The following is a 21,223-nucleotide window of genomic DNA, read 5'->3' on the forward strand; positions in this document are numbered from 1 at the left end:
CCGGAAAAGACACACTTTTCTTTACTTAACCCCCGACTAGCGCCTAATCGCAGCAATAAAAAAAATGACGCGACCTGCTCGCTGTCCATTCCACAGGGACGGCGCACGGGTCGCGTCATTTTTTCGAGTGCAATTGGAGGTTGCTATGACTGCAGTGGAAGAAGCTCGGATAATCAAGGGAACCGGTCTCCACCTGATGCTCATACTAACGACCACCAGCACTAATGGGAATAAGAAAATGAGAATGTTTCGTTAATCACCCCCACGGCGACTACCTCACACACATAACCCCCGCACCCCAAAGCCCCAGCGGCCCAACTAGCAAACATGACAAAAATAGCCATTCACCTGGCTTTGTAGGTTAGCATTACCTAACATTGCCGACCGTCGCTGATAGCCCAAATTCAATAGCAACCCCCAACCGCAACGGGGGTAGTTTTCCGGGAGGGCTGAGCGCAATATCCGTCGTCAAGCGATTCCACATCACCAATCGGGAAAAAACTTTTAAAAAAACAAGTGTCTCTCATCACACTCATGCATAATGGGGTACAACAGTCATAGTCACTATGACGATGAACCGAGGCCATCGCGTTTATCTGCAGCGTTTATCTGCGACGTACGAAAAGGCCTTAAGACAAAAATTCCACGACAATATTTCTAGGAGCATGTCATGAAGGACTTTCTGCCCCGTACTCACTTCGAAGAAGAGCACAACATGTTCCGCGACATGGTTCGCGGCTTCGTCGAGAAGGAAATCACCCCGAACGTAGAGCGCTGGCACAAGGAAGGTCAGCCGGACCGCGAGGTCTTCAAGAAGGCCGGTGAGCTCGGCCTGATTGGTATGTCCACTCCGGAGGCATACGGCGGCGGCGGAGAGATGGACTTCCGCTACAACCAGGTCCTGAACGAGGAGCTCTCCAACGCTGACTGTGGCTCCATCGTCGTTTCCTTCGGCGTTCTCAACGACCTGGTCGCTCCGTACCTGGCTAAGTTCGGCAACGAAGAGCAGAAGCAGAAGTACCTGGCTTCCATGAACGCCGGCGACACCATCGGCTGCCTCGCCATGACCGAACCGGGCGCAGGTTCCGACCTGGCAGGTATGCGCACCTTCGCCAAGAAGGACGGCGACCACTACGTCCTCAACGGCACCAAGATCTTCATCTCCAACGGCATGATGGCCGACTTCGCTCTCGTTGCAGCTATCACCGACCCATCCAAGGGCCGCGCTGGTGTCTCCATGTTCATCGTCGACGCCGACCTCGAGGGCTTCACCAAGGCTGGCCCGCTGCAGAAGGTCGGCCTGAAGGCCCAGGACACCGCTGAGCTCAACTTCGACAACGTCCGCGTTCCGGCCGAGAACCTACTCGGCGAAGAGGGCGCTGCCTTCGGCTACCTGCGCACCAACCTCGCGCACGAGCGCCTGACCCTGGCTTGCGGCTCTGTCGCAACTTCCCGCCGCGCTTGGACTCTGGCTTACAAGTACGCCCAGGAGCGCGAGGCATTCGGCCGCCCGATCATCCAGCACCAGGTCCACGGCCACTACCTGGCCGACATCGCTACCCGCGTCACCGCCCTGCAGGCTTTCGTTGACCAGGCTGTTATGGCTCACAACGCAGGCAAGCTGGACGAGACCGGCGCTTCCATGGCCAAGTACTGGACTACCGAGGAGCAGCAGGACATCGTTACCCGCTGCCTGCAGATGTTCGGTGGCTACGGCTTCATGCTCGAGTACCCGATTTCCACTCACTACCTCGACTCCAAGGTCCAGACCATTTACGGTGGCACCAACGAGATCATGAAGGAAATCATCTTCCGTCGCATCGCCAAGGGCGGCGCAGAGTAAATAGCGCACGTCGGCCTAGCTGATTCGACACAAACCCCGTCAGGTTTTCCTGGCGGGGTTTTGCATACCTCAAAGTGGATGGCTGGTGATTATTTACGAGGCTTGATTGGAGCTGCCCCCCCCTGTGCCACAGTCCTCACCAAAACCATTACCCCCTACAAAACTGAAACTATACAATGAGATACCTATCTCATATACTAAGATTCCATTAGGTAATGGTGATGCACTTCACCAATTTTCCCCTCGGCCACGCGGGGCGCGTGACCGAAGATGAAGGATTGGAGTTCCAGAGGTATGAGCACAACCAACTCGACCGCTACCCCTCAGCGAAGGGAGGTGTTTTCCACCCGAGCAGCCTTCATTTTCGCCGCCATCGGCTCGGCAGTCGGGCTCGGAAACATCTGGCGTTTCCCCTATGTCGCATACGACTCCGGCGGTGGCGCCTTCCTTATCCCCTACCTGGTCGCGCTTTTGACCGCAGGTATCCCACTACTCTTCCTCGACTTCGCCATCGGCCACCGCTTCCGCGGGTCAGCACCGAAGTCGATGCGTCGCATCAAGCCCTGGGCTGAACCAATTGGCTGGATTCAGGTCGGTATCGCCTTCTTCATTACCGTCTACTACGCCGTTATTATCGCGTGGTCCTTCATCTACGCCTGGAAGTCCATCCGCAAGAGCTGGGGTCCAAATGCCGAGACCCACTTCATGAAGGACTTCCTCCAAGCCGACACCGAAAGTGTCTTCTCGCTGGACTTCGTCCCATCAATCTCCATCGTCCTGCTGATTGTCTGGGTTCTCGTCATCGGCATTCTGGCCGCTGGCGTGGACAAGGGCATCGGTAAGGTCTCCGTCATCTTCATCCCGCTGCTGACCGTTCTCTTCGTCGCAGTGGTCATCTACTCCCTGACTCTGGATGGCGCTGCACAGGGCTTGGACGCATTCTTCACTCCAGACTGGTCTGCACTCTCTGACTCCAGCGTGTGGATTGCCGCCTACGGCCAGATTTTCTTCTCCCTGTCCGTGGCCTTCGGCATTATGCTGACTTACGCCTCCTACCTGAAGCCACGCACTAACCTCACCGGCTCCGGTCTGGTCACCGCGTTCGCGAACTCTTCCTTCGAAGTTCTCGCCGGTATCGGTGTCTTCGCCACCCTGGGCTTCATGGCAACGCAGTCGGGCCAGGCTGTCGACGAGGTCGCAACCTCCGGTATCGGCCTTGCCTTTATCGCCTTCCCGACGGTCATCTCTGAGATGCCAAACTTCATCGGTTCGGTCTTCGGCCTGCTATTCTTCCTCTCCCTGGCAATCGCCGGTGTGACCTCCCTGATGTCGCTACTCGAGGTCGTCGTCTCCGCAGTCAAGGACAAGCTGAACCTCGGCCGCGTCCAGGCCACTCTCACCGTCGGTGGCTCCATGGCCGTCATCTCGCTGCTGGCCTTCCCGACCACCTCAGGTCTGGTAACCCTCGACATCGTCGATAAGTTCACCAACAACGTCGGTATCGTCCTGGTTGCGCTGCTGACCATCATCGCAATCGACTGGATCCTGCGCCGCACCAACGAATTCGCCATGCACCTCAACGCCGTGTCCTCGTTCAAGGTCGGCACCATGTGGCAGATCTTCGTCGGAAACATCACGCCGGTCATTCTCGCCGTCATCCTGTTCCAGGAGCTCATCGGACTTTTCCAGGAAAACTACGAAGGCTACTCCGACACCCAAATCGACATCTTTGGTTGGGGCGTCATCGGCGTGATTCTCATCGGCGCTCTGATTATGGCCATCCTGCCTTGGCGCGGCCAACACCGTCTCGACGGCCCTCCGGGCTCGGACTTCGGCGTGACGCCAGATTTCAAGCGGACCTCACACCTGCCACGCAAGCACACTCCGGAAAATCAGGAGGTTTAAGCCAAATGTCCGGTATCGCAATTGTCATGATGGCACTGTTCATCATCGTCATCTGGGGCGGCCTGGCGGTCGCGCTGGTCAGCCTATCCAAGCACCCTGACGAGGTTTCCGGTGAGCTGGGAGATCACCCAGAACTCACCAGCGAAGTACTAGGAGCGCAGGAAGAGCAGTAGTTCTTCACTACTACCTCTCCCCAGCCACTCCAGGTATCTGACTTACTCACCTACGAAACGCGGTGGTCGCTTCTCCAAGAAAGCGGCCACCGCTTCCTTATGGTCGGCCGAGACCGCCAGGCGTGCCTGCGCATCCGCCTCCGCCGCCGCAGCGGCCAGAGTGTCCCGGCGCAGCAGAGCCTTAATCTCCTTCAGCGCGGCCGTCGGGCCCGCGGCAAACTGAGCTGCCAACTCACGTGCCCGAGCCGCTGGATCGTCTACCACTTCAGTAACCAGGCCGAGGCTCAGGGCCTCGTCGGCAAGCACCTTTTTATCGAAGAACAACAGCTCACGCGCCTTCGCGTCGCTGACCATGCGCGGCAGCAGCGCCGACATGCCACAGTCCGTGGCCAGGCCAATCGACGGGAACGCCGCTTTGAACGACGCCTTCGGGCCAGCGATACGGAAATCACAGTGCAGCGCCAGCGACCAACCGGCACCCGCCGCAGCACCTTCGATAGCGGCAGTAACCGGAACGTTAATCGCGGTCAGCTCCGCAACCATCGGGTTGTACTCCTCGACAACCTTGCCCATGCCAGCGCCCGACTGCAGGTCAGAGATGTGCTCCTTCAAATCCTGGCCCGTGCAAAACGCCTTCGGCCCGCCGAGCAGGATAACAGCGCGCACGTCCGGCTCTTGCGCACGCTCAAAAGCGGCTTTTAGCTCCAACCGGAGATTCTTATCCAGGGAGTTGTATGCATCCGGGCGGTCGATGGTGATGGCTAGAATGCCGTCGGAAAAGTCTTGAGTAACGTTGCTCATAACCTCGCAGGTTATCGCAATCTCCCCCGCCTCGGACGCACTTTTGCACCAAATCACCCGCCGCGAGTAACAAGGGACACATGACACTTCCACGCCCCGCCACGCCTGACGACGTCCACGAGATCGTCGACCTCATCAAAGACCTGGCAGCCTACGAAAAAGAACCCGACGCCGTCCGACTGACCCCCGAGCGCCTGCGCGAACAGCTCTTCGGGGACAACCCCGCGATTTTCTGCCACGTCGTCGACTCCACATCCGGAAATTTGGACGATTGCGACGATAACGGCGCCGGTGTTAGTAGTGGCAGTGTTGTTAGTAGTGGCGGTGTTGGTGGCGGCCCTCGCTTCGACGGCATTGCACTGTGGTTCCTGAACTACTCCACCTGGGAAGGCACCCACGGCATCTACCTCGAAGACCTTTACGTCCGTCCTGAGTCGCGCGGCACTGGCAAGGGCAAGGCGCTGCTGCAAAACCTCGCGCGGATTGCCGTGGAACGCGGATACTCGCGGGTCGAATGGTGCGTCCTGAAATGGAACCAGCCCTCCATCGACTTCTACCGCTCCCTCGGTGCCTTCCCCATGGACGAATGGGAGACCTTCCGCCTCACCGGCGATGCCCTAAGCGACTTCGGGGCGTAGAAAGCGGAGATGCTGCTGTGCGGCGGTGTGAAGGTTCAGCTGCGCTGCGTTTGCAGGGTAATGCGGCAACAGAAAAGTCCGGATGTGGATAACTGCTAAACCGGCTGACTTATCCACAGCCTGCCCTCATGGGCGTTGTCCCCCTACATCCGGACTTTTACCTTCAAAGGCATGACAGTTCTTGGGACGCTCGCCGCACTGGCCTCGCGCGGAATGGACACGCTGGCGGAACTCCACGCCGCGCGTCCCGACGGCCACGCCGCCACCTCCCACCTGGCGGCAACCCTCGGCCTTGACCCGGCGCGCCTTCGGCTGTTGCTACGCGTCGCCGCCCACTATCTCCAACCCGCTGACACCGAGGAAAACACCAAAGCCCGCGAAGACGCAGCAGCTCTGGCCCGCCGACTCGGGCTCAGCCTGGACACCTGCGTGCTTATCGACAAGCGCAGCCGCCAAGCCAACAACGCAGAACTCCACGACAACCTGCGGCTCACATTCGTCGCGGCGGCCGAGCGTCTCGGCTTCGAAGAACTGGACCTCTACATGCGGGAAACTCTCACCGAGCTCAACACCGAAGACGAACCACCCCAGCACCTGCGCGCCCGGTTTTCCCGGAAGGTAGACATCCGGGGAATGAAGCACTTCCACATCTCCGGCCCCTCGGATATGCTCGACAATCTCCTGTCGCCGCTTACCATCCGCGCCGCAGAAATCCGGAAGTCCCATCCGGAGTTTTCCCACGACCGATGCGTCGGTCAGGCGCTTGCCGAACGCCTCGAGCATGCCGATGCCGCAATGCCCGTCGACAAGCTCGATGAAATGCGCTACCAACCCGCCATCATCATCACCGCGCAAGACATCGTCGACTACAGCCCGCGCTTCGCCGCCACCACCAACGGCTCCGCGCTCGCGCCCGACGTCTTCCTCAACGCCCTACTCGCCGACACCGGGTGGGCCGTGCTTTACGACGAACACAGCGCCATTACGGACTTATTTCCCATCGGCAACCCACGTCTGGCGACTGAAGAGCAGCGCATCGCGATGCTCATCGACAACCCCATCTGCGCCTGGCCCGGCTGTGAACGCCCCGCCTATAGCGGACAAGCGCACCACCTAGTCGCCCACAAAAACGGCGGCACAACCACGCTGGACAACCTCACCATGGTCTGCCGAGAACACAACGGGCTTAACGACGACGACCGGGAAGGACGCAACGGCTACCTCGAACGCATCCCCACATCCGGACATATTCGATGGCGCCCGCCGGACAAAACTCGACCGCCTCTGTTTAGCAACTCATTTGTGACATCAATGTCCGGGAGGTCCTACGCGGGGTATCGAGCGGGTACGACGAGACAGCTCGGGCCGGAGCCACCACCTCCGGAATAAAACCCGGATGTACGGGAAAACCCGTCCTAGCGCACTGCTAGAACGGGTACTTGCGCTGCAAAAACGCAGAATTAGATGAGGTTCCAGTCCTCGATGCCGTCGTAAAGCGGGAATTCCTGAGCGATCTTCGAAACACGAGCACGCAGGGAGTCGACATCCGCATTCTTGCCGGCGGCGAGAGCAGTACCGATGACATCGGCGACCTCGGTGAAGGCCTTCTCGTCGAGACCGCGGGTGGCCAGCGCCGGAGTACCGATACGAAGTCCAGATGTAACCATCGGAGGACGCGGGTCAAACGGAACAGCATTCCGGTTGACAGTGATACCAACAGCATGGAGTAGATCCTCGGCCTCCTGGCCGTTCATCTCCGAATTGCGCAAATCCGCCAGAACCAGGTGGACATCGGTGCCGCCAGTGAGAACATCGACGCCAGCCTCGGCGCAGTCGGCAGCGGTGAGACGCTCAGCCAGGATGCGGGCACCGGCGAGAGTGCGCTGCTGGCGCTCCTTGAACTCCTCGGTACCAGCAATCTTCAGCGCCACGGCCTTGCCGGCGATAGCGTGCATCAGCGGGCCACCCTGCTGCCCCGGGAAAACAGCGGAGTTCAGCTTCTTGGCGTACTCCTGCTTGGCCAAAATCATGCCCGAACGAGGGCCACCGAGAGTCTTGTGAACGGTGGTCGACACAACGTCAGAATGCGGAACCGGCGACGGGTGCAGACCGGCGGCAACCAAACCTGCGAAGTGCGCCATGTCCGTCCACAGCTTCGCGCCGACCTCATCGGCGATGGAGCGGAAAGCTTCGAAGTCGAGGTGGCGCGGGTACGCCGACCAACCTGCGATGAGGACATCCGGCTTTTCTGCGAGCGCCTGCTCACGCACCTTGTCCATATCGATCCGCATGGTGTCCTTATCCACACCGTATGCGGCGACGTGGTAGAGCTTGCCGGAGAAGTTCAGCTTCATGCCGTGGGTCAGGTGACCGCCGTGTGCCAGGTCGAGGCCCATAATCTTGTCACCGGCGTTGATTAGCGCATGCAGAACGGCAGCGTTGGCCTGCGCGCCTGCGTGCGGCTGAACGTTGGCGAACTCAGCGCCGAAGAGCTCCTTGGCGCGGTTGCGTGCCATGTCCTCGACGATGTCGACGTATTCGCAGCCGCCGTAGTAACGACGACCCGGGTATCCTTCGGCGTACTTGTTGGTCAGAACCGAGCCCTGAGCCTGCAGCACTGCACGTGGAACAAAGTTCTCACTAGCAATCATTTCGAGCATGTCACGCTGACGAGAGAGCTCCCCTGCCATCGCCTCTGCGAGGTCGGGATCGAGTTCACGCAGCGATTGGTAGCGGACATCGTTATTGTTAGACCCGGTCATGAGTAGGTTTTCGACCTTTCAATAAAACTTCAATGCCACAGGCCATGCTAGCCCTTTATGGGGCAAACCACGAAAGCAGCACCATTCCAGCATGCCCCCTTTGTTGATCCGTTTTCCGGTTTTAGGCCCCCCTTGGCACAATTGGAGATATGACGCGCGCAACATCCCCCAGCCCGTACGTCGAGTTCAAACGCGAGCAGTGGCGCGAAATGCGCAAGAATATGCCTCTGGTGCTGACGGAAGAGGAAGCTGAACGACTTTCCGGTATCGGTGAAAACATCGACCTGGACGAAGTCGCCGAGGTCTATCTTCCGCTTTCTCGCCTGATTCACATGCGTGTGGCGGCGCATCGGGAGCTGAACGCTGTAACGTCGAACTTCCTTGGGGAAAATCCTTCGAAGGGGGCGTCGGTGCCGTTTATTATCGGCGTCGCGGGTTCGGTGGCGGTCGGCAAGTCAACGACGGCGCGTTTGCTGCAGGTACTGCTCGAGCGCTGGGAGACTAATCCGCGGGTGGACTTGGTTACTACTGATGGCTTCCTCTACCCTTCTGAGGAATTGAATCGCCGTGGGATTATGCAGCGCAAGGGGTATCCGGAGTCGTATGATCAGCGTGCGTTGATGCGGTTTGTCACGGCGGTGAAGTCGGGGGCGCGGCATGTGAAGGCGCCGGTGTATTCGCACACGCTCTATGACCGGGTGCCGGATGAGTTCGTCGATGTCGATCGTCCGGACATTCTCATTCTCGAGGGGCTCAACGTTTTGCAGACGGGCCCGACGCTGATGATTTCCGATCTTTTCGATTTCAGTGTCTACGTCGATGCCCCGCGCGCGGACATCGAGCGTTGGTACATTAATCGTTTCCTCAGTCTCCGCCAGACGGCGTTTCGCGCTCCGGGCGCGCACTTCGCGGACTATGCAACACTTGACGACGAAGCTGCGGCCGAGGTGGCCCGACGCATTTGGCAGCAGGTGAACTTGCCGAACCTGACGGAAAATATTTTGCCCACTCGAGTGCGGGCGTCATTAGTTCTTACGAAGTCTCGGGACCACAAGGTTTCGAGGGTCCGGATGCGCAAACTCTAACATCCGGAAATTTTTCCGGATGTAGGGAGGTTATTTGCCGAAGCGGCGTGAGCGCTGCGAAAAGTCTCGAAGTGCGCGGAGGAAGTCGATGCGGCGGAACTCGGGCCAGTAGGTATCGGTGAACCAAATCTCGGAGTAGGCGGTTTGCCAGAGAAGGAAGCCGCTGAGCCGCTGTTCTCCGGAAGTGCGGATGACTAGATCGGGGTCCGGTTGTCCGGATGTATAGAGGCGGCGAGAAATGGCGTCGGTGGTGATGCTCTCCTCGAGCTCGGAAGCATCAATTCCTTCGGCGACTGATTCCCGGATGATTCTGCGCACCGCGTCGACGATTTCCTGCCGACCACCGTAGCCAACGGCGATGTTGACCTGGATGCCGGTGTTGTTCGCGGTGACTTCTTCGTCGTGGCGCAGCCGGGCGGTCATTCTTTCCGGAAGGAGCTCGAGGTGGCCGACCATGCGCAGGCGCACGTCGTTAGGCGATTGCGCCAATTCGTCGACGACGTCGGCGATGATGTCGAACAGTAACTCCAGCTCTTCGGGGTCGCGCCCGAGGTTTTCGGTGGAGAGCAGGTAGATGGTGACCAGCTCGATTTCCTGCTCGGCGCACCAGCCGACGAATTCTGCGATTTTGCGGGAGCCGACGCGGTGGCCGTGGCTTACGTCGGTGAAGCCAGCCTCCCTCGCCCAGCGGCGGTTGCCATCGGCCATGATGGCAACGTGCTTGGGGCGAGGTTTTCCTTCTAGCTCTTGGGCTAGTTTGCGCTCGTAGAGCGGATACGCAATCCGCCGGAGTGAGGACGGCTGGTTTTCTTTCACATATGTAACTCTACCCAATGGGCACGGCCACTTTGTGCTTAGTCACGTGCCTGCCGACGCTTCCGGACTTCTGCCGCAAGCGTACGCAGCAGCCGGTCGGTGGTTTCCCAATCCATGCAGGCATCGGTGACGGACTTGCCGTATACGAGGCCATTACGCCCATCGGTAATTTTTTGCGCACCGGCTTCGAGGAAGGACTCCATCATGATGCCGGTGATGCGCTCGTCGCCGGCACCGATGAGCTTGCCGAGCTCCTCAACGACCTCGGCCTGGCGCACCTCGGATTTTCCGGAATTGGCGTGAGAGGCGTCCACCATGATGCTGATGGTTTGCTCGGCCTTGTTCAGGCGGGCTTCGGCGTCGTTAAGCGATGCCTCGTCCCAGTTCGGGCCGGAGGTGCCGCCGCGGAGAATGAGGTGGCAATTGTGGTTGCCGGCGGTTTCGACGACGGCGGCGCGGCCCTGGTCGTTCATGCCGAAGAAGAAGTGCGGGTTTGCTGCAGAGACCAGCGAGTCCACGGCGACCTGGACGTTGCCGTCGGTACCGTTTTTGAAGCCGATGGGCATGGAAAGTCCGGAAGCGAGCTGGCGGTGGACCTGCGACTCCGTGGTGCGCGCACCAATCGCACCCCAGGAGACGGCGTCGGCGATGTACTGCGGGCTGTTGGGCTCGAGGAATTCAGCGCCGACGGGCAGGCCGGTGCGCAGGACCTCGATGAGCACTTCGCGGGCCATGTGCAGGCCCTTGTTGATTTTGAAGGAGCTATCCAGGTCGGGGTCGTTGATGAGTCCCTTCCAGCCGACGGTGGTGCGCGGCTTTTCGAAGTAGACGCGCATGACGACCAGCAGGTCCTCGTCGAGCTCATCGGCGGTGGCCTTCAGGCGGCGGGCGTAGTCGATGGCGGCCTCGGGGTCGTGAATGGAGCACGGGCCGACAACGACCAGCAGGCGATCGTCCTCGCGGGCGATGACGCGGGCGATGTCGAGTCGCGACTGCTCCACTTCGTTAACCAGGTTCGGGGACAATGGCTGTTTGGCCATGACCTCTTCTGGGGAGGGCAGGTCGTGGAAGGCTACGACACGGCGGTTCGCGGTAGAGGCGGGGGCTTCGAGGGGTGTGGGGGGGGGCATCGGGGGTCTCTTTTCTCTGGGGGATTAGTTACGCATGTAATTGGCTGTAGATACGACAAAAGGCAGCGCCCCTAATTAGTTTGGGGCTGCTGCCTTTGGCTCCGGTTGGTGGCGACGTGACGATTAGCCGCCGGCTGTGACTAGGTCGTCACTGCCTCCGGAGCCTTCGAAAAATAAAATCGCCACATACGCATGTGCTCGACTGTAGCGCACCGCCTAGAATCCCGCAATTCGAACTCCGAATCCCATCCTGTGGGACGCAATAAGGGGCACGCACGCATCGCCCGTCGCCAAGCGGCGCGCACACGCCTTGGCGTTAACTACTCCGCTTCACGACGCTGCTCCGCTGCAGCCATCGCCTTATCCACAGCCTCGGAATCGAAGGGATCCATGCCGTGCGCCTCGGCGAACTTCCGGCGAGCGGCCATGCGCTTCGCGCGTCGCGAGAGATCCCAGCCGAGAGCCAGGATGACGATGAGCAAAACGACAATGATGAGCAGGCCAACAGGAGAGGCCTTTCCGAAGTCAGCACCCCGCGGACCAGTGGGGTTCTGCGCCAGGAAAATTGTCGTGCGAGCCGCCAAGGCATCGAAGCTTTCAATCATGAGTTCCAGCTTAGCGTTAATTCCGGACTATTCCGCGTCGGGGTCGATACCGGCGAAGAGATCGGTCTCTGGCAGCTCGGTCTGCACTCGAGTGCGGGCAAGCTCAAACTCTTCGGTCGGCCAAACGCGCTGCTGAATGTCTACCGGCACGGCGAAGAATGGCCCGTTCGGATCGATCTGCGTAGCGTGCGCCAGCAGCGCCTGATCCCGCTGCTGGAAGTAATCGCCGCACTCAACCTGCGTGGTCACGCGGGTCATGATGTCGCCGGGGGTCTTAGTCCAACGGCGGAAGGACTCGGCCAGCGGGCTTTCCAAGCCGTTGTCGCGGTAGTAGTTGTCTAGCGCGATGAGACGCGCCTTGATGAAACCGTGGGTGTAGTAGAGTTTGGAAATTTCCCATGGTTCACCGAGCTCGGGGTACTTATCCGTTCCAGACTCCAGCCAAGCGCGCATGGACACGATATGGGTCATGATGTGGTCCGGGTGCGGGTAGCCACCGTTTTCGTCGTACGTAATGATGACGTGCGGACGGAACTCACGGATAGCTCGGATGAGAGGCTTGGTCGCATCCTCGACCGATTGGCGAGCAAACACACCGTGCGACAGCACCGGCACCGGGTTACCCGCAGGCAGACCGGAGTCGGTAAAGCCGAGCCACTCATGTTCAACGCCGAGAGTCTCAGCGGCTGCAGCCATTTCGTGAACGCGCACCGCGGCGATATTCTCGCGCACCTCCGGTCGATCCATCGCAGGGTTGAGAATGCTACCGGCCTCACCGCCGGTGCAGGTCACCACTTTGACGCGATGCCCTTCCGCCGCATATCGGGCCATTGTTGCGGCGCCCTTGCTCGATTCGTCATCAGGATGAGCGTGAATTGCCATCAGACGAAGTGTCAATTGAAGTCACTCCCGCTACTATCTCAGTCCATGTTTTCTGGCCAAGGCCGGAGCCCTTCGACCGCAACGATGCTACTACAGCACCGTTTCAATACCGCCCCACTATAGCGCTGCACCATCATATGACCACGCAGCATCGCTACTCGGCGGAACGACATAGCAGCAGGACACCGCGCCACACCAGAAAGATTGTTTAACTGTCAACATTTTACCACGTCGACCGAGAACTCCGATAGGCTAAAAAGCATGGCTGAAAGTTCGGAGCGAAACACCCGAAATACCGCAGCGCCTAACGAGCAGCGCGAGCGCTATGGGGACAACAGTCGCACTCTCCCCGCAAAATTGGTTGTCATCGCTATTGTTGGCATGCTCGTCATCGCCGGCGCATACATCTTCGTTCAGATGAACCGCGTCTCCGCCCCGGATGTCTCTGCAACGCAAGCGGGCTGGAGCCGCACTCCAGGTAAGGAAGATGAGCAGTTCATCTTCACACTGGATGTCACCCGCGAAAAGCCGGAGCTGGATAGCTACTGCATTATCTATGCGCTGAACTATGACGTGGCAGAGGTCGGCCGTCGCGACGTATTCATCCCGGGCGGCGGCCCCGCTACCGTGCGGATGGACGTCCCCATTGCCACCCGCGAGCTGGCCGTCGCAGGCGATGTCTATGGCTGCTCCACCGACATTCCGGAGTTCCTCGCACCTGCGAAGTAATCTCCCTTCGCGACTGAGGATCATGCGCTGCGGGGGCACGTCGTAAAGCGTGCGCGACAACACTCCGACGCGCCTGTTATTGCCATGTGGCGTGACAGTGCTATCCTGTGACGCAGCCGACGGCCCCACGCGGGGCCGCTTTTGTATTAAATAGCCAAAAACACAGGAGGAACCATGACTGAGGCAAAGAACAATAGCCCATGGCTCACCCAGGAGTCCTACGACAAGCTCAAGGCCGAGCTTGAGGCGCTATATGAAAACCGCCCGGTCATCGCCGCCGAGATTAACGAGCGCCGCGAAGAGGGCGACTTGAAGGAAAACGCCGGCTACGATGCCGCCCGCGAGCAGCAGGGACAGGAAGAGGCACGCATCCGCTACCTCGAAGACCTGCTCCAGCGCGCCACTGTCGGCGAGATTCCGCAGGAGTCCGGTGTGGCTCTGGTCGGCACCGTGGTCCACGTCTACTACGACGGCGACGAGGACGACACCGAGACCTTCCTCATCGGTACCCGTGGCGCTGACTCCTCCAACCCGAACCTGGAGACCTACTCCACCGATTCCCCGCTGGGTAAGGCTCTGGTCGGCGCTAAGGAGGGCGAGACCCGCACTTACGCTTCCCCGAGCGGCGACGAAGTGTCTGTCACCGTAGTTAAGGCTGAGCCGTACGACCCGGATATGGACGCCTAAACGCCGAGGTTACTTCCCCCCCCGGCGCTAGACCGCCTCAACCCAGGCGGCGATCTCGGGCCACAGCGCCCGATTCTTGGACCGATAGAAGCCCATATGGCCTATCGGTCCATTTTTTGTACCCTCTCCCGCTTCAATATCGCGCTTTACGACGTCACACTGCACAGCCCGATCGGTCAATATGTCGACTGCCGGTCGATTGGCCCACCGCGCGTCCGTGTTTAATGCGAATCGAGAAAGCAGCTCATCAGATAAGAGCAAAGCGCCGGCCAACCCGTAAAACGGGCTAAGCGGCGCTTGTGCGTTAGTTAGTTTTCTAGCGTTTAGTCCCTGAAGTAGGACAGCAGACGCAGAATCTCGGTGTAGAGCCAGACCAGGGTCACAGCCAGACCGAGGGCGACACCCCAGGCGTACTGAGCCGGAGCGCCAGCGCGAACCAGGCGATCAGCCTGATCGAAGTCAATCAGGAAGCTGAAGGCTGCCAGGCCGATGCAGACCAGAGAGAAGATGATCGACAGCATGCCGCCGTCACGCAGCGGGAAGCCCAGGCCGAACAGGGAGAGCACCAGGTTGCCCAGCATGAGGACCAGGACACCAATCAGAGCCGCACTCATGAAACGGGTGAACTTCGGGGTCACGCGGATAGCGCCCGACTTGTAGACGAAGAGCATACCGATGAAGACACCCAGGGTAGCCAGCACGGCCTGCATAATCAGCGCACCAGCGGCAACGCCCTGAATTGGAGCGGTGAACATGAAGCTGATGCCACCGACGAAGAGCCCCTCGAAGGCCGCGTAGGTGAGGGTAACCGGCGCGGAGCCGTACTTCTTGCCGAAGGTGGACACCAAAACAGTAATCAGACCACCGATGGCGCCGACAATGGTCAGAATCATGGCCAGGCTGGTGGAGACACTGACGGCAATGAAGAAGTTGACTGCAGCCAGAACAATGATGGTTGCCAGCGTGATGCCGGTCTTGGAAACGACATCGTCGACCGTCATCGGACGGTAGTCGGCGGCAACCTGCGACTGGTACGGGTTATCCCCGTAGCCAGCGCCCATCTGACCTTGGCCGTAGTGATGTGCGCCCGCCTGTCCGCGGGCGACGGTCTTAGTAAGTGAACTGAATGCAGGATTGCTGCTTTCGCGCACGTCGTCCTTCTTTCTTTTCTCAGTTTTTCTTACGTTTTGTATTCAGGCACACGCGCGTACGTTTGCCTGCATTTTCTACAACGGGCGATGTAAAGGTATTGTTCCCAACCCTGAAAAACAGTTAGTATCAAGGTAATTCCTCGCCTGCTGGCGGTGATTTTGTAATCGCGGAAACACTCACAGTCGCCAGGCGTGGGCACCACTTGAGTGATTATGAAACAGGAGGTTGGTCAAGATGTCTGATGGCCTTGACTACGATCCGGATACCACTGGTGATTTCGACGAGACCACGCTCGATGGCTCGGAAGGGCTCGATGGCGACTTCCTCACCGGTGATGGCGAGAATTATGTAATGGATCCGCCGGACCGCTGGCGGGGCGCTTCTCCGCATGACACCCTCGGCAAGCGGTTGGCCGAGGAAAAGCCGGACATCGACGTCGACGACGATCTGGATGATGACCCGGAGATGCGCTACGGCGATGTCGACGGCCACGAACCGTTCGAGTTCGGCAACGATGGCCCGCGCGACCCGGACCGCAACCGTCGGATGGGCTGGACTACTTACTAAAGTTTTCTAAGTTTTTGTAGTTTTGCCAAATTTACTATCTCGGGGCGCCGCGCAACAGTAGTATCTGTGCCATGACAGCATCTACTGCTACGACAAACCGAACTACCATCCGCAATCCGCTTAACGACGAGCTCGTTGCCCGCCTTCTTCAGCGCGTCACGGTAGCTGATAAGTCGAAGACCGCCACTATCTCGGCACCATTTACCGGCCAGGAGCTGGCGCAGATTCCTGTCGGTACCCAGGCCGATGTCGACGAGGCCTTCAAGCGTGCCCGTGCCGCGCAGAAGAAGTGGGCCCGCATGGCGCCGGAAAAGCGCGGCGAAGTGCTGCACCACTTCCACGACCTGCTCTTTACCCACTGCGACCAGGTGCTGGACCTGCTGCAGGCCGAGACCGGTAAAAACCGCGCCAGTGCCCACGAGGAGCTCGTACACACCGCTATCACCGCCCGCTACTACGGCAATCAGGGCCCGAAACTGCTTGAGCCGAAGCGAGCGCACGGCGCGGTCCCGGTACTTTCCAAGACCACCGTCTACCACCACCCAAAGGGCGTCGTCGGTGTTATTGCTCCGTGGAACTACCCGCTGACCCTCGCGGTTTCCGATGCGCTGGCTGCACTGATGGCCGGTAACGCCATCGTGCTCAAGCCGGACAGCACCACTCCGTTTACCGCTCTCTTCGCTGTCGATTTGCTCTACCGCGCTGGCCTTCCGGAGGATCTCTTCCAGGTCATCCCAGGCCCAGGTCGCGTTGTCGGCCAGGGCATTGTCGGCCAGTGTGACTTCCTGATGTTCACCGGCTCCTCCGAGACCGGCCGCTCGCTGGCACAGCAGTGCGGCGAGCGCCTGATCAGTTTCTCCGCGGAGCTCGGCGGCAAGAACCCGCTGATTGTCGCTGAAGATGCCAACATCAACCGCGCGGTCGAGGGCGCACGCATTGGCTGCTTCACCAACTCCGGTCACCTGTGCGTGTCCATTGAGCGAATCTATGTCGTGGACTCCGTCTGGGACGAGTTCGTCCCGGCATTCACCGACCGCGTGAAGGCAATGTCCATCGGCGCTGGCTACGAGTGGGAAACCGAGATGGGCTGTCTGCAGTCGCAGGGCCAGTTCGACACCGTCAAGTCCATGGTCGACGAGGCCATCGAGGCCGGCGCCACCGTGCTGGCCGGCGGTCGTCCTCGCCCGGATCTGGGACCGCTGTTCTACGAACCGACCGTGCTTACCGACGTCCCGGAGGGCGTCGCCCTGCTGACCGAAGAGGTATTCGGCCCGGTGGTAGTCCTCCAGCGTGTCTCGGATGTCCACGAGGCTATCGCCAAGTCCAACGATTCCCGTTATGGCCTCAACGCTTCGCTGTGGACCTCCCCGCGTCGCGCAAAGGAGCTGGCTCCACAGCTTGAGGCCGGCACTGTCAATGTCAACGATGGTTTTGCTGCGGCCTTCGCGTCTGTCGATGCCCCGATGGGTGGTTTCAAGGATTCGGGTGTGGGCCGTCGTCAAGCAGCGGGCGGCCTGCTGAAGTACACCGATGAGCAGACAGTGACCGTGCAGCGTCTTTCCCCGGTGTCGATGCCGCAGATGCCGCGTGAGCTGTACTCGAAGGTGTTCAACACGGCACTTGTCCTCGGCAAGAAGTTCAACGTCCTGCCGTAATCCGCATGTAGCGCGCACAAATAGCAAAAGGCCAGGTCAGAAAACTCTCTGACCTGGCCTTTTGGTGCCCCCAGTGGGACTCGAACCCACACTGAAAGGATTTTAAGTCCTCTGCCTCTGCCAATTGGGCTATAGGGGCCCCTAAGAAAGATTAATGGGCGATATGGGTGTCTACCAAACTCGCCACAATTCCGTCGAGGATATCCTTCTCGCTGATGTAGAAAAAGCGCTGCTCTTCCTTCGCTGCCTCGGAAAGCGGCAGCGCCTCAAACATGTCCATCAGACCGTCCACAATGATGGAACCGCCGGCGAAGACATCCGCGCGCTTCGGATGCATCACGGGATTGGCAGCGAGGGACTCCGCGTCGGTCTCAATCACGGACGCGGTCAGCGCACGCAACGCCGCAAAGCGCAGCTGCGACAGGTGGATTGCCTCCGGGTCGTAGGTTTCTAGCCCCTGTGCCAGCGCCGACAGCGTGGTGAAGGTCCCGGCGCAGCCGACGATGGTGCGAGCCTTGTCGACAGGCACCTTCGCAACAATCTCGTCGGCCAGCTCCGCAACATACGAACGCGCCTCCTGGACCTGTTCCGCCGTCGGTGGCGAGGCCTGCAGGAACCGTTCGGTCAAGCGCACACTGCCCATAGCCACGGAATCAGAACCGGCTACCGTACCATCGTGGTCACCGACAATAACCTCGGTGGAGCCACCGCCGACGTCAATGACGCAATACGGACCGAGCTCGGGCTCCAAGTCATCGACTGCCCCGCGGAAGGACAGCGCGGCTTCCTCGTCGCCGGAAATGACCTCGGCCTCTGCACCCCACGGAGCGAGAATCTCGCGGGTCATGGCGAAGAAATCGTCGCGGTTGCTTGCGTCGCGTGTCGCCGATGTCGCCACCATTCGGACTGCTTGCACTTTTTCGACCTGCATAAGCTCCGCATACTTCGTCAGAGCCTCCCGCACGCGCTCCAGCGCCTCTGGAGCCAGCATGCCAGTGGCATCCACGCCCTGGCCAAGGCGGACGATTTCCATCAGTCGGTGCAGTTCTGTGATTTCGAGAACTCCATCGACGACCTCGATCCGGCTGATAAGCAGGCGAAGCGAGTTAGTGCCGCAGTCGACGGCAGCGAGGGTCGTCATTTATCCCTCCACCCCCGGGTACGCAATACCGAGCTCGGCAATCGTGGGCCAATCTGCGGGAATCGCAGTGCCGCGCAGCTTCTCGTTCTCCGCCGCCAGCGCCACCGACTCAGTACCCAGTCGGAAGTGATCCGGCCCCTTGGCCAGCGCGTAGGCAATAAGGACGTGCAGGCACTTCACGCGCGTAGGCATGCCGCCACCGGAGAAGTCCGTGCCCAGGTCTTCCATCTCATTGCGCTCCGCCAGAAATGCCTCGTGCGCGCGCTGGTAATCGGCCGCGAGCTCTTCGTCGCTTTCCAGACGCGCGGTCATTTCCTTCATCACGCCGGTCGTCTCCAACCGGGAGGCCTCCGCTGTCAAACGCGGATCAGTCAGGTAAAAGAGCGTGGGAAACGGAGTGCCATCGTCCAAACGAGGCTTCGTCTTGACCACACCAGGAGTGCCGTCGGGGCTGCGGTAAGAGATGTCCACTACACCCCGTGGTTCACGTCCGAGCTGCTCCGCTATCACTTCCAAATCTGCGGTATCCACAGACATCGGTCACACTCCTTTTGCTTCCGTTTTACTGACACATAATCTCACAGTCGCCTTACAAGCGCGTTGTTTCGCTTTACGACGGCACACTCCGCCGCGCATGCAACCTCACCGAGAGGCTCAGGTAGCCGTATGGAGGTTTAGGACTCCGGTACCGTCGGCAAGCTCTCTGGCCTCGTTGCCTGATCGCGCCCCGGATTCGGGCGAGTCTCTTCGGGTTCGGGCGGGATGGAAATGGAATCCCACAGCGTCTCGTACCACTTCTTAGCCTGGTGCTGCGGAATTTCCTCCGGCTGCGTCACAGGCTGTTCGCCCACGGCCGGATCGAGGATACGGAATGGGGTCTCCCCCGGCTCTACCAGCCCCAGGCGCAGACGTGCCTGCTCCTTAACGTAGGCGGGGTTGGAGTAAAGCTCCTTTTCATCCTCTAACTGCTTAATTCGCTGTTCCATGCGAGCAATATTGTCCTGCGTGGCGGCGACATCCGCCTGTTGTTGTGCAAAAGTCCGCAGCGGAATTGCGAGAACAGATACTAAGAAAAGCACCAGCAGACCAATGCCGATCTTCTGTGCTGTGCTCAGCGAGCGCATTCCCGATGCGATTGCCGCTGCCGAACGCTGCCCCGCCCCTGCAGGGCGCGACTGTGTTCCGCGGCGAGATCGGTCCGATGCACTCATGCCCCACACTCTACCCGACCGCCAGCCGATGAAATAACAAAAACCCGCCCACAACCACGTGCGTGGTGCGGACGGGCAGTGCTAGACGCAGCTTTCGCAGCGCCTCAGCTCTTTACTTGAAACGCGGGAATGCGCTGCGACCAGCGTAGACTGCGGCGTCACCCAGGTACTCCTCGATGCGCAGCAGCTGGTTGTACTTAGCAACGCGCTCGGAGCGAGCCGGAGCACCGGTCTTGATCTGGCCACAGTTCAGGCCGACAGCCAGGTCAGCGATGGTAGTGTCCTCGGTCTCACCAGAGCGGTGGGACATCATGGACTTGTAGCCGGCGTTGTGAGCCATTGCGACGGCCTCGAAGGTCTCGGACAGGGTACCAATCTGGTTGACCTTGACCAGCAGAGCATTAGCGGCCTTCTTCTCAATGCCCTCTGCCAGACGCTTCGGGTTGGTGACGAAGAAGTCGTCGCCGACAATCTGGACCTTGTCACCAAGCTGAGCGGTCAGGGTGGTGTAGCCCTCCCAGTCATCTTCCTGCAGCGGATCCTCGATGGAGACGATGGCGTAGTTCTCAACCAGGTCAGCGTAGACAGCTGCCATCTCCTCAGCGGTGTGCTCGCCGCCCTCGAAGTGGTACTTGCCGTCCTTGAAGAACTCGGAAGAAGCGACGTCGAGAGCCAGAGCGACATCGTCGCCCAGTTTGTAGCCTGCAGCCTCAATTGCCTCAACAATCAGGTCCAGTGCAGCCTTGGTGGAGTCAACCGACGGAGCGAAGCCACCCTCATCGCCGAGGCCAGTGGACAGGCCCTTGTCCTTAATGACCTTCTTGAGTGCGTGGTAGACCTCAGCACCGACGCGCAGTGCTTCCTTGAAGGTCGGGGCGCCAATCGGAGCAATCATGAACTCCTGGACGTCAACGCCGGAGTCAGCGTGTGCGCCACCGTTGAGGATGTTCATCATCGGAACCGGCAGAACGTGACCGTTCGGGCCGCCGACGTAGCGGAACAGATCCAGGCCAGCGGACTCAGCAGCAGCCTTGGCAACAGCCATGGAAACACCCAGGATTGCGTTAGCACCCAGGCGGGACTTGTTGTCGGTGCCGTCCAGCTCAATCATGGTCTTGTCAACCAGACGCTGGTCCTCAGCCTCGAGGCCAATAATTGCGTCCTCAATCTCCTCGAGCACAGCGCGGACAGCCTTCTCGACCCCCTTGCCCAGGTAACGGTCTCCGCCATCGCGGAGCTCGTGTGCCTCATGAACGCCGGTGGAGGCACCGGACGGAACCGCAGCGCGGCCCACAGCGCCGTCTTCCAACAGCACCTCGACCTCAACGGTCGGGTTACCACGGGAGTCCAGAATTTCGCGTGCGTTCAACTCGATGATTGCAGCCATAGGTCACCTTTCCGCCGGAACCGTTCCGGCACATGACTCCAATTGTGGCACGGT

The 21,223-nt window shown here is 59.8% G+C and carries 22 protein-coding genes and 1 tRNA gene; 10 read left to right on the forward strand and 13 right to left on the reverse strand.

Translation table 11 applies throughout. The annotated features are described in order from the left end of the window. The first annotated feature begins 670 nt into the window (after window positions 1–670). The 3 genes from HMPREF2651_RS00945 (at window position 671) to metS (ending at window position 3,921) form a co-directional block, all read left to right on the forward strand. Window positions 671–1,843, forward strand: a complete 1,173-nt coding sequence (locus HMPREF2651_RS00945) for an acyl-CoA dehydrogenase family protein (RefSeq protein ID WP_038626156.1) — start codon at window positions 671–673, stop codon at window positions 1,841–1,843. A 294-nt stretch (window positions 1,844–2,137) separates the two neighbouring features. Then, the gene (locus HMPREF2651_RS00950; protein ID WP_049182360.1) at window positions 2,138–3,748 is read left to right on the forward strand and encodes a sodium-dependent transporter; all 1,611 of its coding nucleotides are present in this window, start codon (window positions 2,138–2,140) and stop codon (window positions 3,746–3,748) included. A gap of 5 nt (window positions 3,749–3,753) precedes the next feature. Next, entirely contained in the window at window positions 3,754–3,921 is a 168-nt protein-coding gene (gene metS / locus HMPREF2651_RS00955) for a methionine/alanine import NSS transporter subunit MetS (RefSeq protein ID WP_038626160.1), read from the forward strand. Between the two features lie 42 nt (window positions 3,922–3,963). On the opposite strand, the gene HMPREF2651_RS00960 is transcribed toward metS, so the two are convergent. Further along, on the reverse strand, window positions 3,964–4,722 hold the full coding sequence (locus HMPREF2651_RS00960; RefSeq protein WP_049182362.1) for an enoyl-CoA hydratase-related protein: 759 nt from the start codon (window positions 4,720–4,722) through the stop codon (window positions 3,964–3,966). A gap of 80 nt (window positions 4,723–4,802) precedes the next feature. Here HMPREF2651_RS00960 and HMPREF2651_RS00965 point away from each other — a divergent pair, with 80 nt between their 5' ends. Next, window positions 4,803–5,360, forward strand: a complete 558-nt coding sequence (locus tag HMPREF2651_RS00965; protein ID WP_049182363.1) for a GNAT family N-acetyltransferase — start codon at window positions 4,803–4,805, stop codon at window positions 5,358–5,360. Between the two features lie 318 nt (window positions 5,361–5,678). Here HMPREF2651_RS00965 and HMPREF2651_RS11025 read toward each other — a convergent pair whose 3' ends face one another. Then, complete coding sequence (locus HMPREF2651_RS11025) at window positions 5,679–6,008, reverse strand: hypothetical protein (protein ID WP_224786637.1); 330 nt, start codon at window positions 6,006–6,008, stop codon at window positions 5,679–5,681. Between HMPREF2651_RS11025 and HMPREF2651_RS11035 the strand changes: the two genes are divergently transcribed. Continuing rightward, complete coding sequence (locus tag HMPREF2651_RS11035) at window positions 5,994–6,749, forward strand: HNH endonuclease signature motif containing protein (RefSeq protein ID WP_224792213.1); 756 nt, start codon at window positions 5,994–5,996, stop codon at window positions 6,747–6,749. The genes HMPREF2651_RS11025 and HMPREF2651_RS11035 overlap by 15 nt on opposite strands. Before the next feature lie 71 nt (window positions 6,750–6,820). Here the strand turns inward: HMPREF2651_RS11035 and glyA are convergent, their stop codons facing one another. Beyond that, the gene (gene glyA / locus HMPREF2651_RS00975) at window positions 6,821–8,122 is read right to left on the reverse strand and encodes a serine hydroxymethyltransferase (protein ID WP_038626166.1); all 1,302 of its coding nucleotides are present in this window, start codon (window positions 8,120–8,122) and stop codon (window positions 6,821–6,823) included. A gap of 149 nt (window positions 8,123–8,271) precedes the next feature. Here glyA and coaA point away from each other — a divergent pair, with 149 nt between their 5' ends. Beyond that, complete coding sequence (gene coaA / locus HMPREF2651_RS00980) at window positions 8,272–9,207, forward strand: type I pantothenate kinase (RefSeq protein ID WP_038626177.1); 936 nt, start codon at window positions 8,272–8,274, stop codon at window positions 9,205–9,207. 30 nt (window positions 9,208–9,237) lie between these two features. Here the strand turns inward: coaA and HMPREF2651_RS00985 are convergent, their stop codons facing one another. The 4 genes from HMPREF2651_RS00985 to mca all read right to left on the reverse strand — a co-directional run bounded on the left by HMPREF2651_RS00985 (window position 9,238) and on the right by mca (window position 12,640). After that, window positions 9,238–10,023 carry an isoprenyl transferase gene (locus HMPREF2651_RS00985; protein WP_038626180.1) on the reverse strand — a complete coding sequence of 262 codons (786 nt, stop codon included), beginning with the start codon at window positions 10,021–10,023 and terminating at the stop codon, window positions 9,238–9,240. A gap of 38 nt (window positions 10,024–10,061) precedes the next feature. After that, window positions 10,062–11,153: a 3-deoxy-7-phosphoheptulonate synthase gene (locus tag HMPREF2651_RS00990; RefSeq protein WP_070585947.1), complete on the reverse strand. Its 1,092-nt coding sequence runs from the start codon at window positions 11,151–11,153 to the stop codon at window positions 10,062–10,064. Between the two features lie 320 nt (window positions 11,154–11,473). After that, a complete protein-coding gene (locus HMPREF2651_RS00995; protein ID WP_038626184.1) occupies window positions 11,474–11,758 on the reverse strand; it encodes a hypothetical protein in 285 nt (94 codons plus the stop codon). Between the two features lie 27 nt (window positions 11,759–11,785). Next, window positions 11,786–12,640: a mycothiol conjugate amidase Mca gene (gene mca / locus HMPREF2651_RS01000; protein ID WP_038626186.1), complete on the reverse strand. Its 855-nt coding sequence runs from the start codon at window positions 12,638–12,640 to the stop codon at window positions 11,786–11,788. A 261-nt stretch (window positions 12,641–12,901) separates the two neighbouring features. Here mca and HMPREF2651_RS01005 point away from each other — a divergent pair, with 261 nt between their 5' ends. Together HMPREF2651_RS01005 and greA are read left to right on the forward strand one after the other, a co-directional pair. After that, window positions 12,902–13,369: a DUF4307 domain-containing protein gene (locus HMPREF2651_RS01005; protein ID WP_038626188.1), complete on the forward strand. Its 468-nt coding sequence runs from the start codon at window positions 12,902–12,904 to the stop codon at window positions 13,367–13,369. Window positions 13,370–13,543: 174 nt separating this feature from the next. Then, the gene (gene greA / locus HMPREF2651_RS01010; protein WP_038626190.1) at window positions 13,544–14,056 is read left to right on the forward strand and encodes a transcription elongation factor GreA; all 513 of its coding nucleotides are present in this window, start codon (window positions 13,544–13,546) and stop codon (window positions 14,054–14,056) included. Window positions 14,057–14,379: 323 nt separating this feature from the next. Here greA and HMPREF2651_RS01015 read toward each other — a convergent pair whose 3' ends face one another. Beyond that, window positions 14,380–15,207, reverse strand: coding sequence for a Bax inhibitor-1/YccA family protein (locus HMPREF2651_RS01015; protein WP_048733966.1), 828 nt, complete (start codon window positions 15,205–15,207; stop codon window positions 14,380–14,382). A gap of 235 nt (window positions 15,208–15,442) precedes the next feature. Here HMPREF2651_RS01015 and HMPREF2651_RS01020 point away from each other — a divergent pair, with 235 nt between their 5' ends. Together HMPREF2651_RS01020 and HMPREF2651_RS01025 are read left to right on the forward strand one after the other, a co-directional pair. Beyond that, a complete protein-coding gene (locus tag HMPREF2651_RS01020) occupies window positions 15,443–15,775 on the forward strand; it encodes a hypothetical protein (RefSeq protein ID WP_048733964.1) in 333 nt (110 codons plus the stop codon). Window positions 15,776–15,846: 71 nt separating this feature from the next. Continuing rightward, window positions 15,847–17,430: a succinic semialdehyde dehydrogenase gene (locus tag HMPREF2651_RS01025; RefSeq protein WP_049172253.1), complete on the forward strand. Its 1,584-nt coding sequence runs from the start codon at window positions 15,847–15,849 to the stop codon at window positions 17,428–17,430. A gap of 62 nt (window positions 17,431–17,492) precedes the next feature. Here HMPREF2651_RS01025 and HMPREF2651_RS01030 read toward each other — a convergent pair. The 5 genes from HMPREF2651_RS01030 to eno form a co-directional block, all read right to left on the reverse strand. Then, a tRNA-Leu gene (locus HMPREF2651_RS01030) sits at window positions 17,493–17,569 on the reverse strand. A gap of 12 nt (window positions 17,570–17,581) precedes the next feature. Next, window positions 17,582–18,571 (reverse strand): Ppx/GppA phosphatase family protein, encoded by a 990-nt coding sequence (locus HMPREF2651_RS01035; protein WP_070585948.1) that lies wholly within the window; start codon window positions 18,569–18,571, stop codon window positions 17,582–17,584. Further along, window positions 18,572–19,108 carry a DUF501 domain-containing protein gene (locus HMPREF2651_RS01040; RefSeq protein ID WP_049182367.1) on the reverse strand — a complete coding sequence of 179 codons (537 nt, stop codon included), beginning with the start codon at window positions 19,106–19,108 and terminating at the stop codon, window positions 18,572–18,574. Window positions 19,109–19,245: 137 nt separating this feature from the next. Beyond that, window positions 19,246–19,782: an FtsB family cell division protein gene (locus HMPREF2651_RS01045; RefSeq protein WP_048733957.1), complete on the reverse strand. Its 537-nt coding sequence runs from the start codon at window positions 19,780–19,782 to the stop codon at window positions 19,246–19,248. Window positions 19,783–19,894: 112 nt separating this feature from the next. After that, a complete protein-coding gene (gene eno, locus HMPREF2651_RS01050) occupies window positions 19,895–21,169 on the reverse strand; it encodes a phosphopyruvate hydratase (RefSeq protein WP_048733955.1) in 1,275 nt (424 codons plus the stop codon). Window positions 21,170–21,223: the final 54 nt, after the last annotated feature.

The organism is Corynebacterium sp. HMSC063A05 (genome assembly GCF_001809695.1).
In the GTDB taxonomy this organism is placed as follows: Bacteria; Actinomycetota; Actinomycetes; order Mycobacteriales; family Mycobacteriaceae; genus Corynebacterium; species Corynebacterium amycolatum.

What these genes read in the sequence shown, in the direction of transcription:
- HMPREF2651_RS00990 (WP_070585947.1), bottom strand. Translation starts at nt 11,153, where the DNA reads ATGCCCCCCCCCACACCCCTCGAAGCCCCCGCCTCTACCGCGAACCGC.
- HMPREF2651_RS00945 (WP_038626156.1), top strand. Translation starts at nt 671, where the DNA reads ATGAAGGACTTTCTGCCCCGTACTCACTTCGAAGAAGAGCACAACATG.
- metS (WP_038626160.1), top strand. Translation starts at nt 3,754, where the DNA reads ATGTCCGGTATCGCAATTGTCATGATGGCACTGTTCATCATCGTCATC.
- greA (WP_038626190.1), top strand. Translation starts at nt 13,544, where the DNA reads ATGACTGAGGCAAAGAACAATAGCCCATGGCTCACCCAGGAGTCCTAC.
- HMPREF2651_RS00965 (WP_049182363.1), top strand. Translation starts at nt 4,803, where the DNA reads ATGACACTTCCACGCCCCGCCACGCCTGACGACGTCCACGAGATCGTC.
- HMPREF2651_RS01025 (WP_049172253.1), top strand. Translation starts at nt 15,847, where the DNA reads ATGACAGCATCTACTGCTACGACAAACCGAACTACCATCCGCAATCCG.
- HMPREF2651_RS00960 (WP_049182362.1), bottom strand. Translation starts at nt 4,722, where the DNA reads ATGAGCAACGTTACTCAAGACTTTTCCGACGGCATTCTAGCCATCACC.
- HMPREF2651_RS00995 (WP_038626184.1), bottom strand. Translation starts at nt 11,758, where the DNA reads ATGATTGAAAGCTTCGATGCCTTGGCGGCTCGCACGACAATTTTCCTG.
- coaA (WP_038626177.1), top strand. Translation starts at nt 8,272, where the DNA reads ATGACGCGCGCAACATCCCCCAGCCCGTACGTCGAGTTCAAACGCGAG.
- HMPREF2651_RS01045 (WP_048733957.1), bottom strand. Translation starts at nt 19,782, where the DNA reads ATGAGTGCATCGGACCGATCTCGCCGCGGAACACAGTCGCGCCCTGCA.
- HMPREF2651_RS00950 (WP_049182360.1), top strand. Translation starts at nt 2,138, where the DNA reads ATGAGCACAACCAACTCGACCGCTACCCCTCAGCGAAGGGAGGTGTTT.
- glyA (WP_038626166.1), bottom strand. Translation starts at nt 8,122, where the DNA reads ATGACCGGGTCTAACAATAACGATGTCCGCTACCAATCGCTGCGTGAA.
- eno (WP_048733955.1), bottom strand. Translation starts at nt 21,169, where the DNA reads ATGGCTGCAATCATCGAGTTGAACGCACGCGAAATTCTGGACTCCCGT.
- mca (WP_038626186.1), bottom strand. Translation starts at nt 12,640, where the DNA reads ATGGCAATTCACGCTCATCCTGATGACGAATCGAGCAAGGGCGCCGCA.
- HMPREF2651_RS01020 (WP_048733964.1), top strand. Translation starts at nt 15,443, where the DNA reads ATGTCTGATGGCCTTGACTACGATCCGGATACCACTGGTGATTTCGAC.
- HMPREF2651_RS01035 (WP_070585948.1), bottom strand. Translation starts at nt 18,571, where the DNA reads ATGACGACCCTCGCTGCCGTCGACTGCGGCACTAACTCGCTTCGCCTG.
- HMPREF2651_RS01005 (WP_038626188.1), top strand. Translation starts at nt 12,902, where the DNA reads ATGGCTGAAAGTTCGGAGCGAAACACCCGAAATACCGCAGCGCCTAAC.
- HMPREF2651_RS01040 (WP_049182367.1), bottom strand. Translation starts at nt 19,108, where the DNA reads ATGTCTGTGGATACCGCAGATTTGGAAGTGATAGCGGAGCAGCTCGGA.
- HMPREF2651_RS11035 (WP_224792213.1), top strand. Translation starts at nt 5,994, where the DNA reads ATGAAGCACTTCCACATCTCCGGCCCCTCGGATATGCTCGACAATCTC.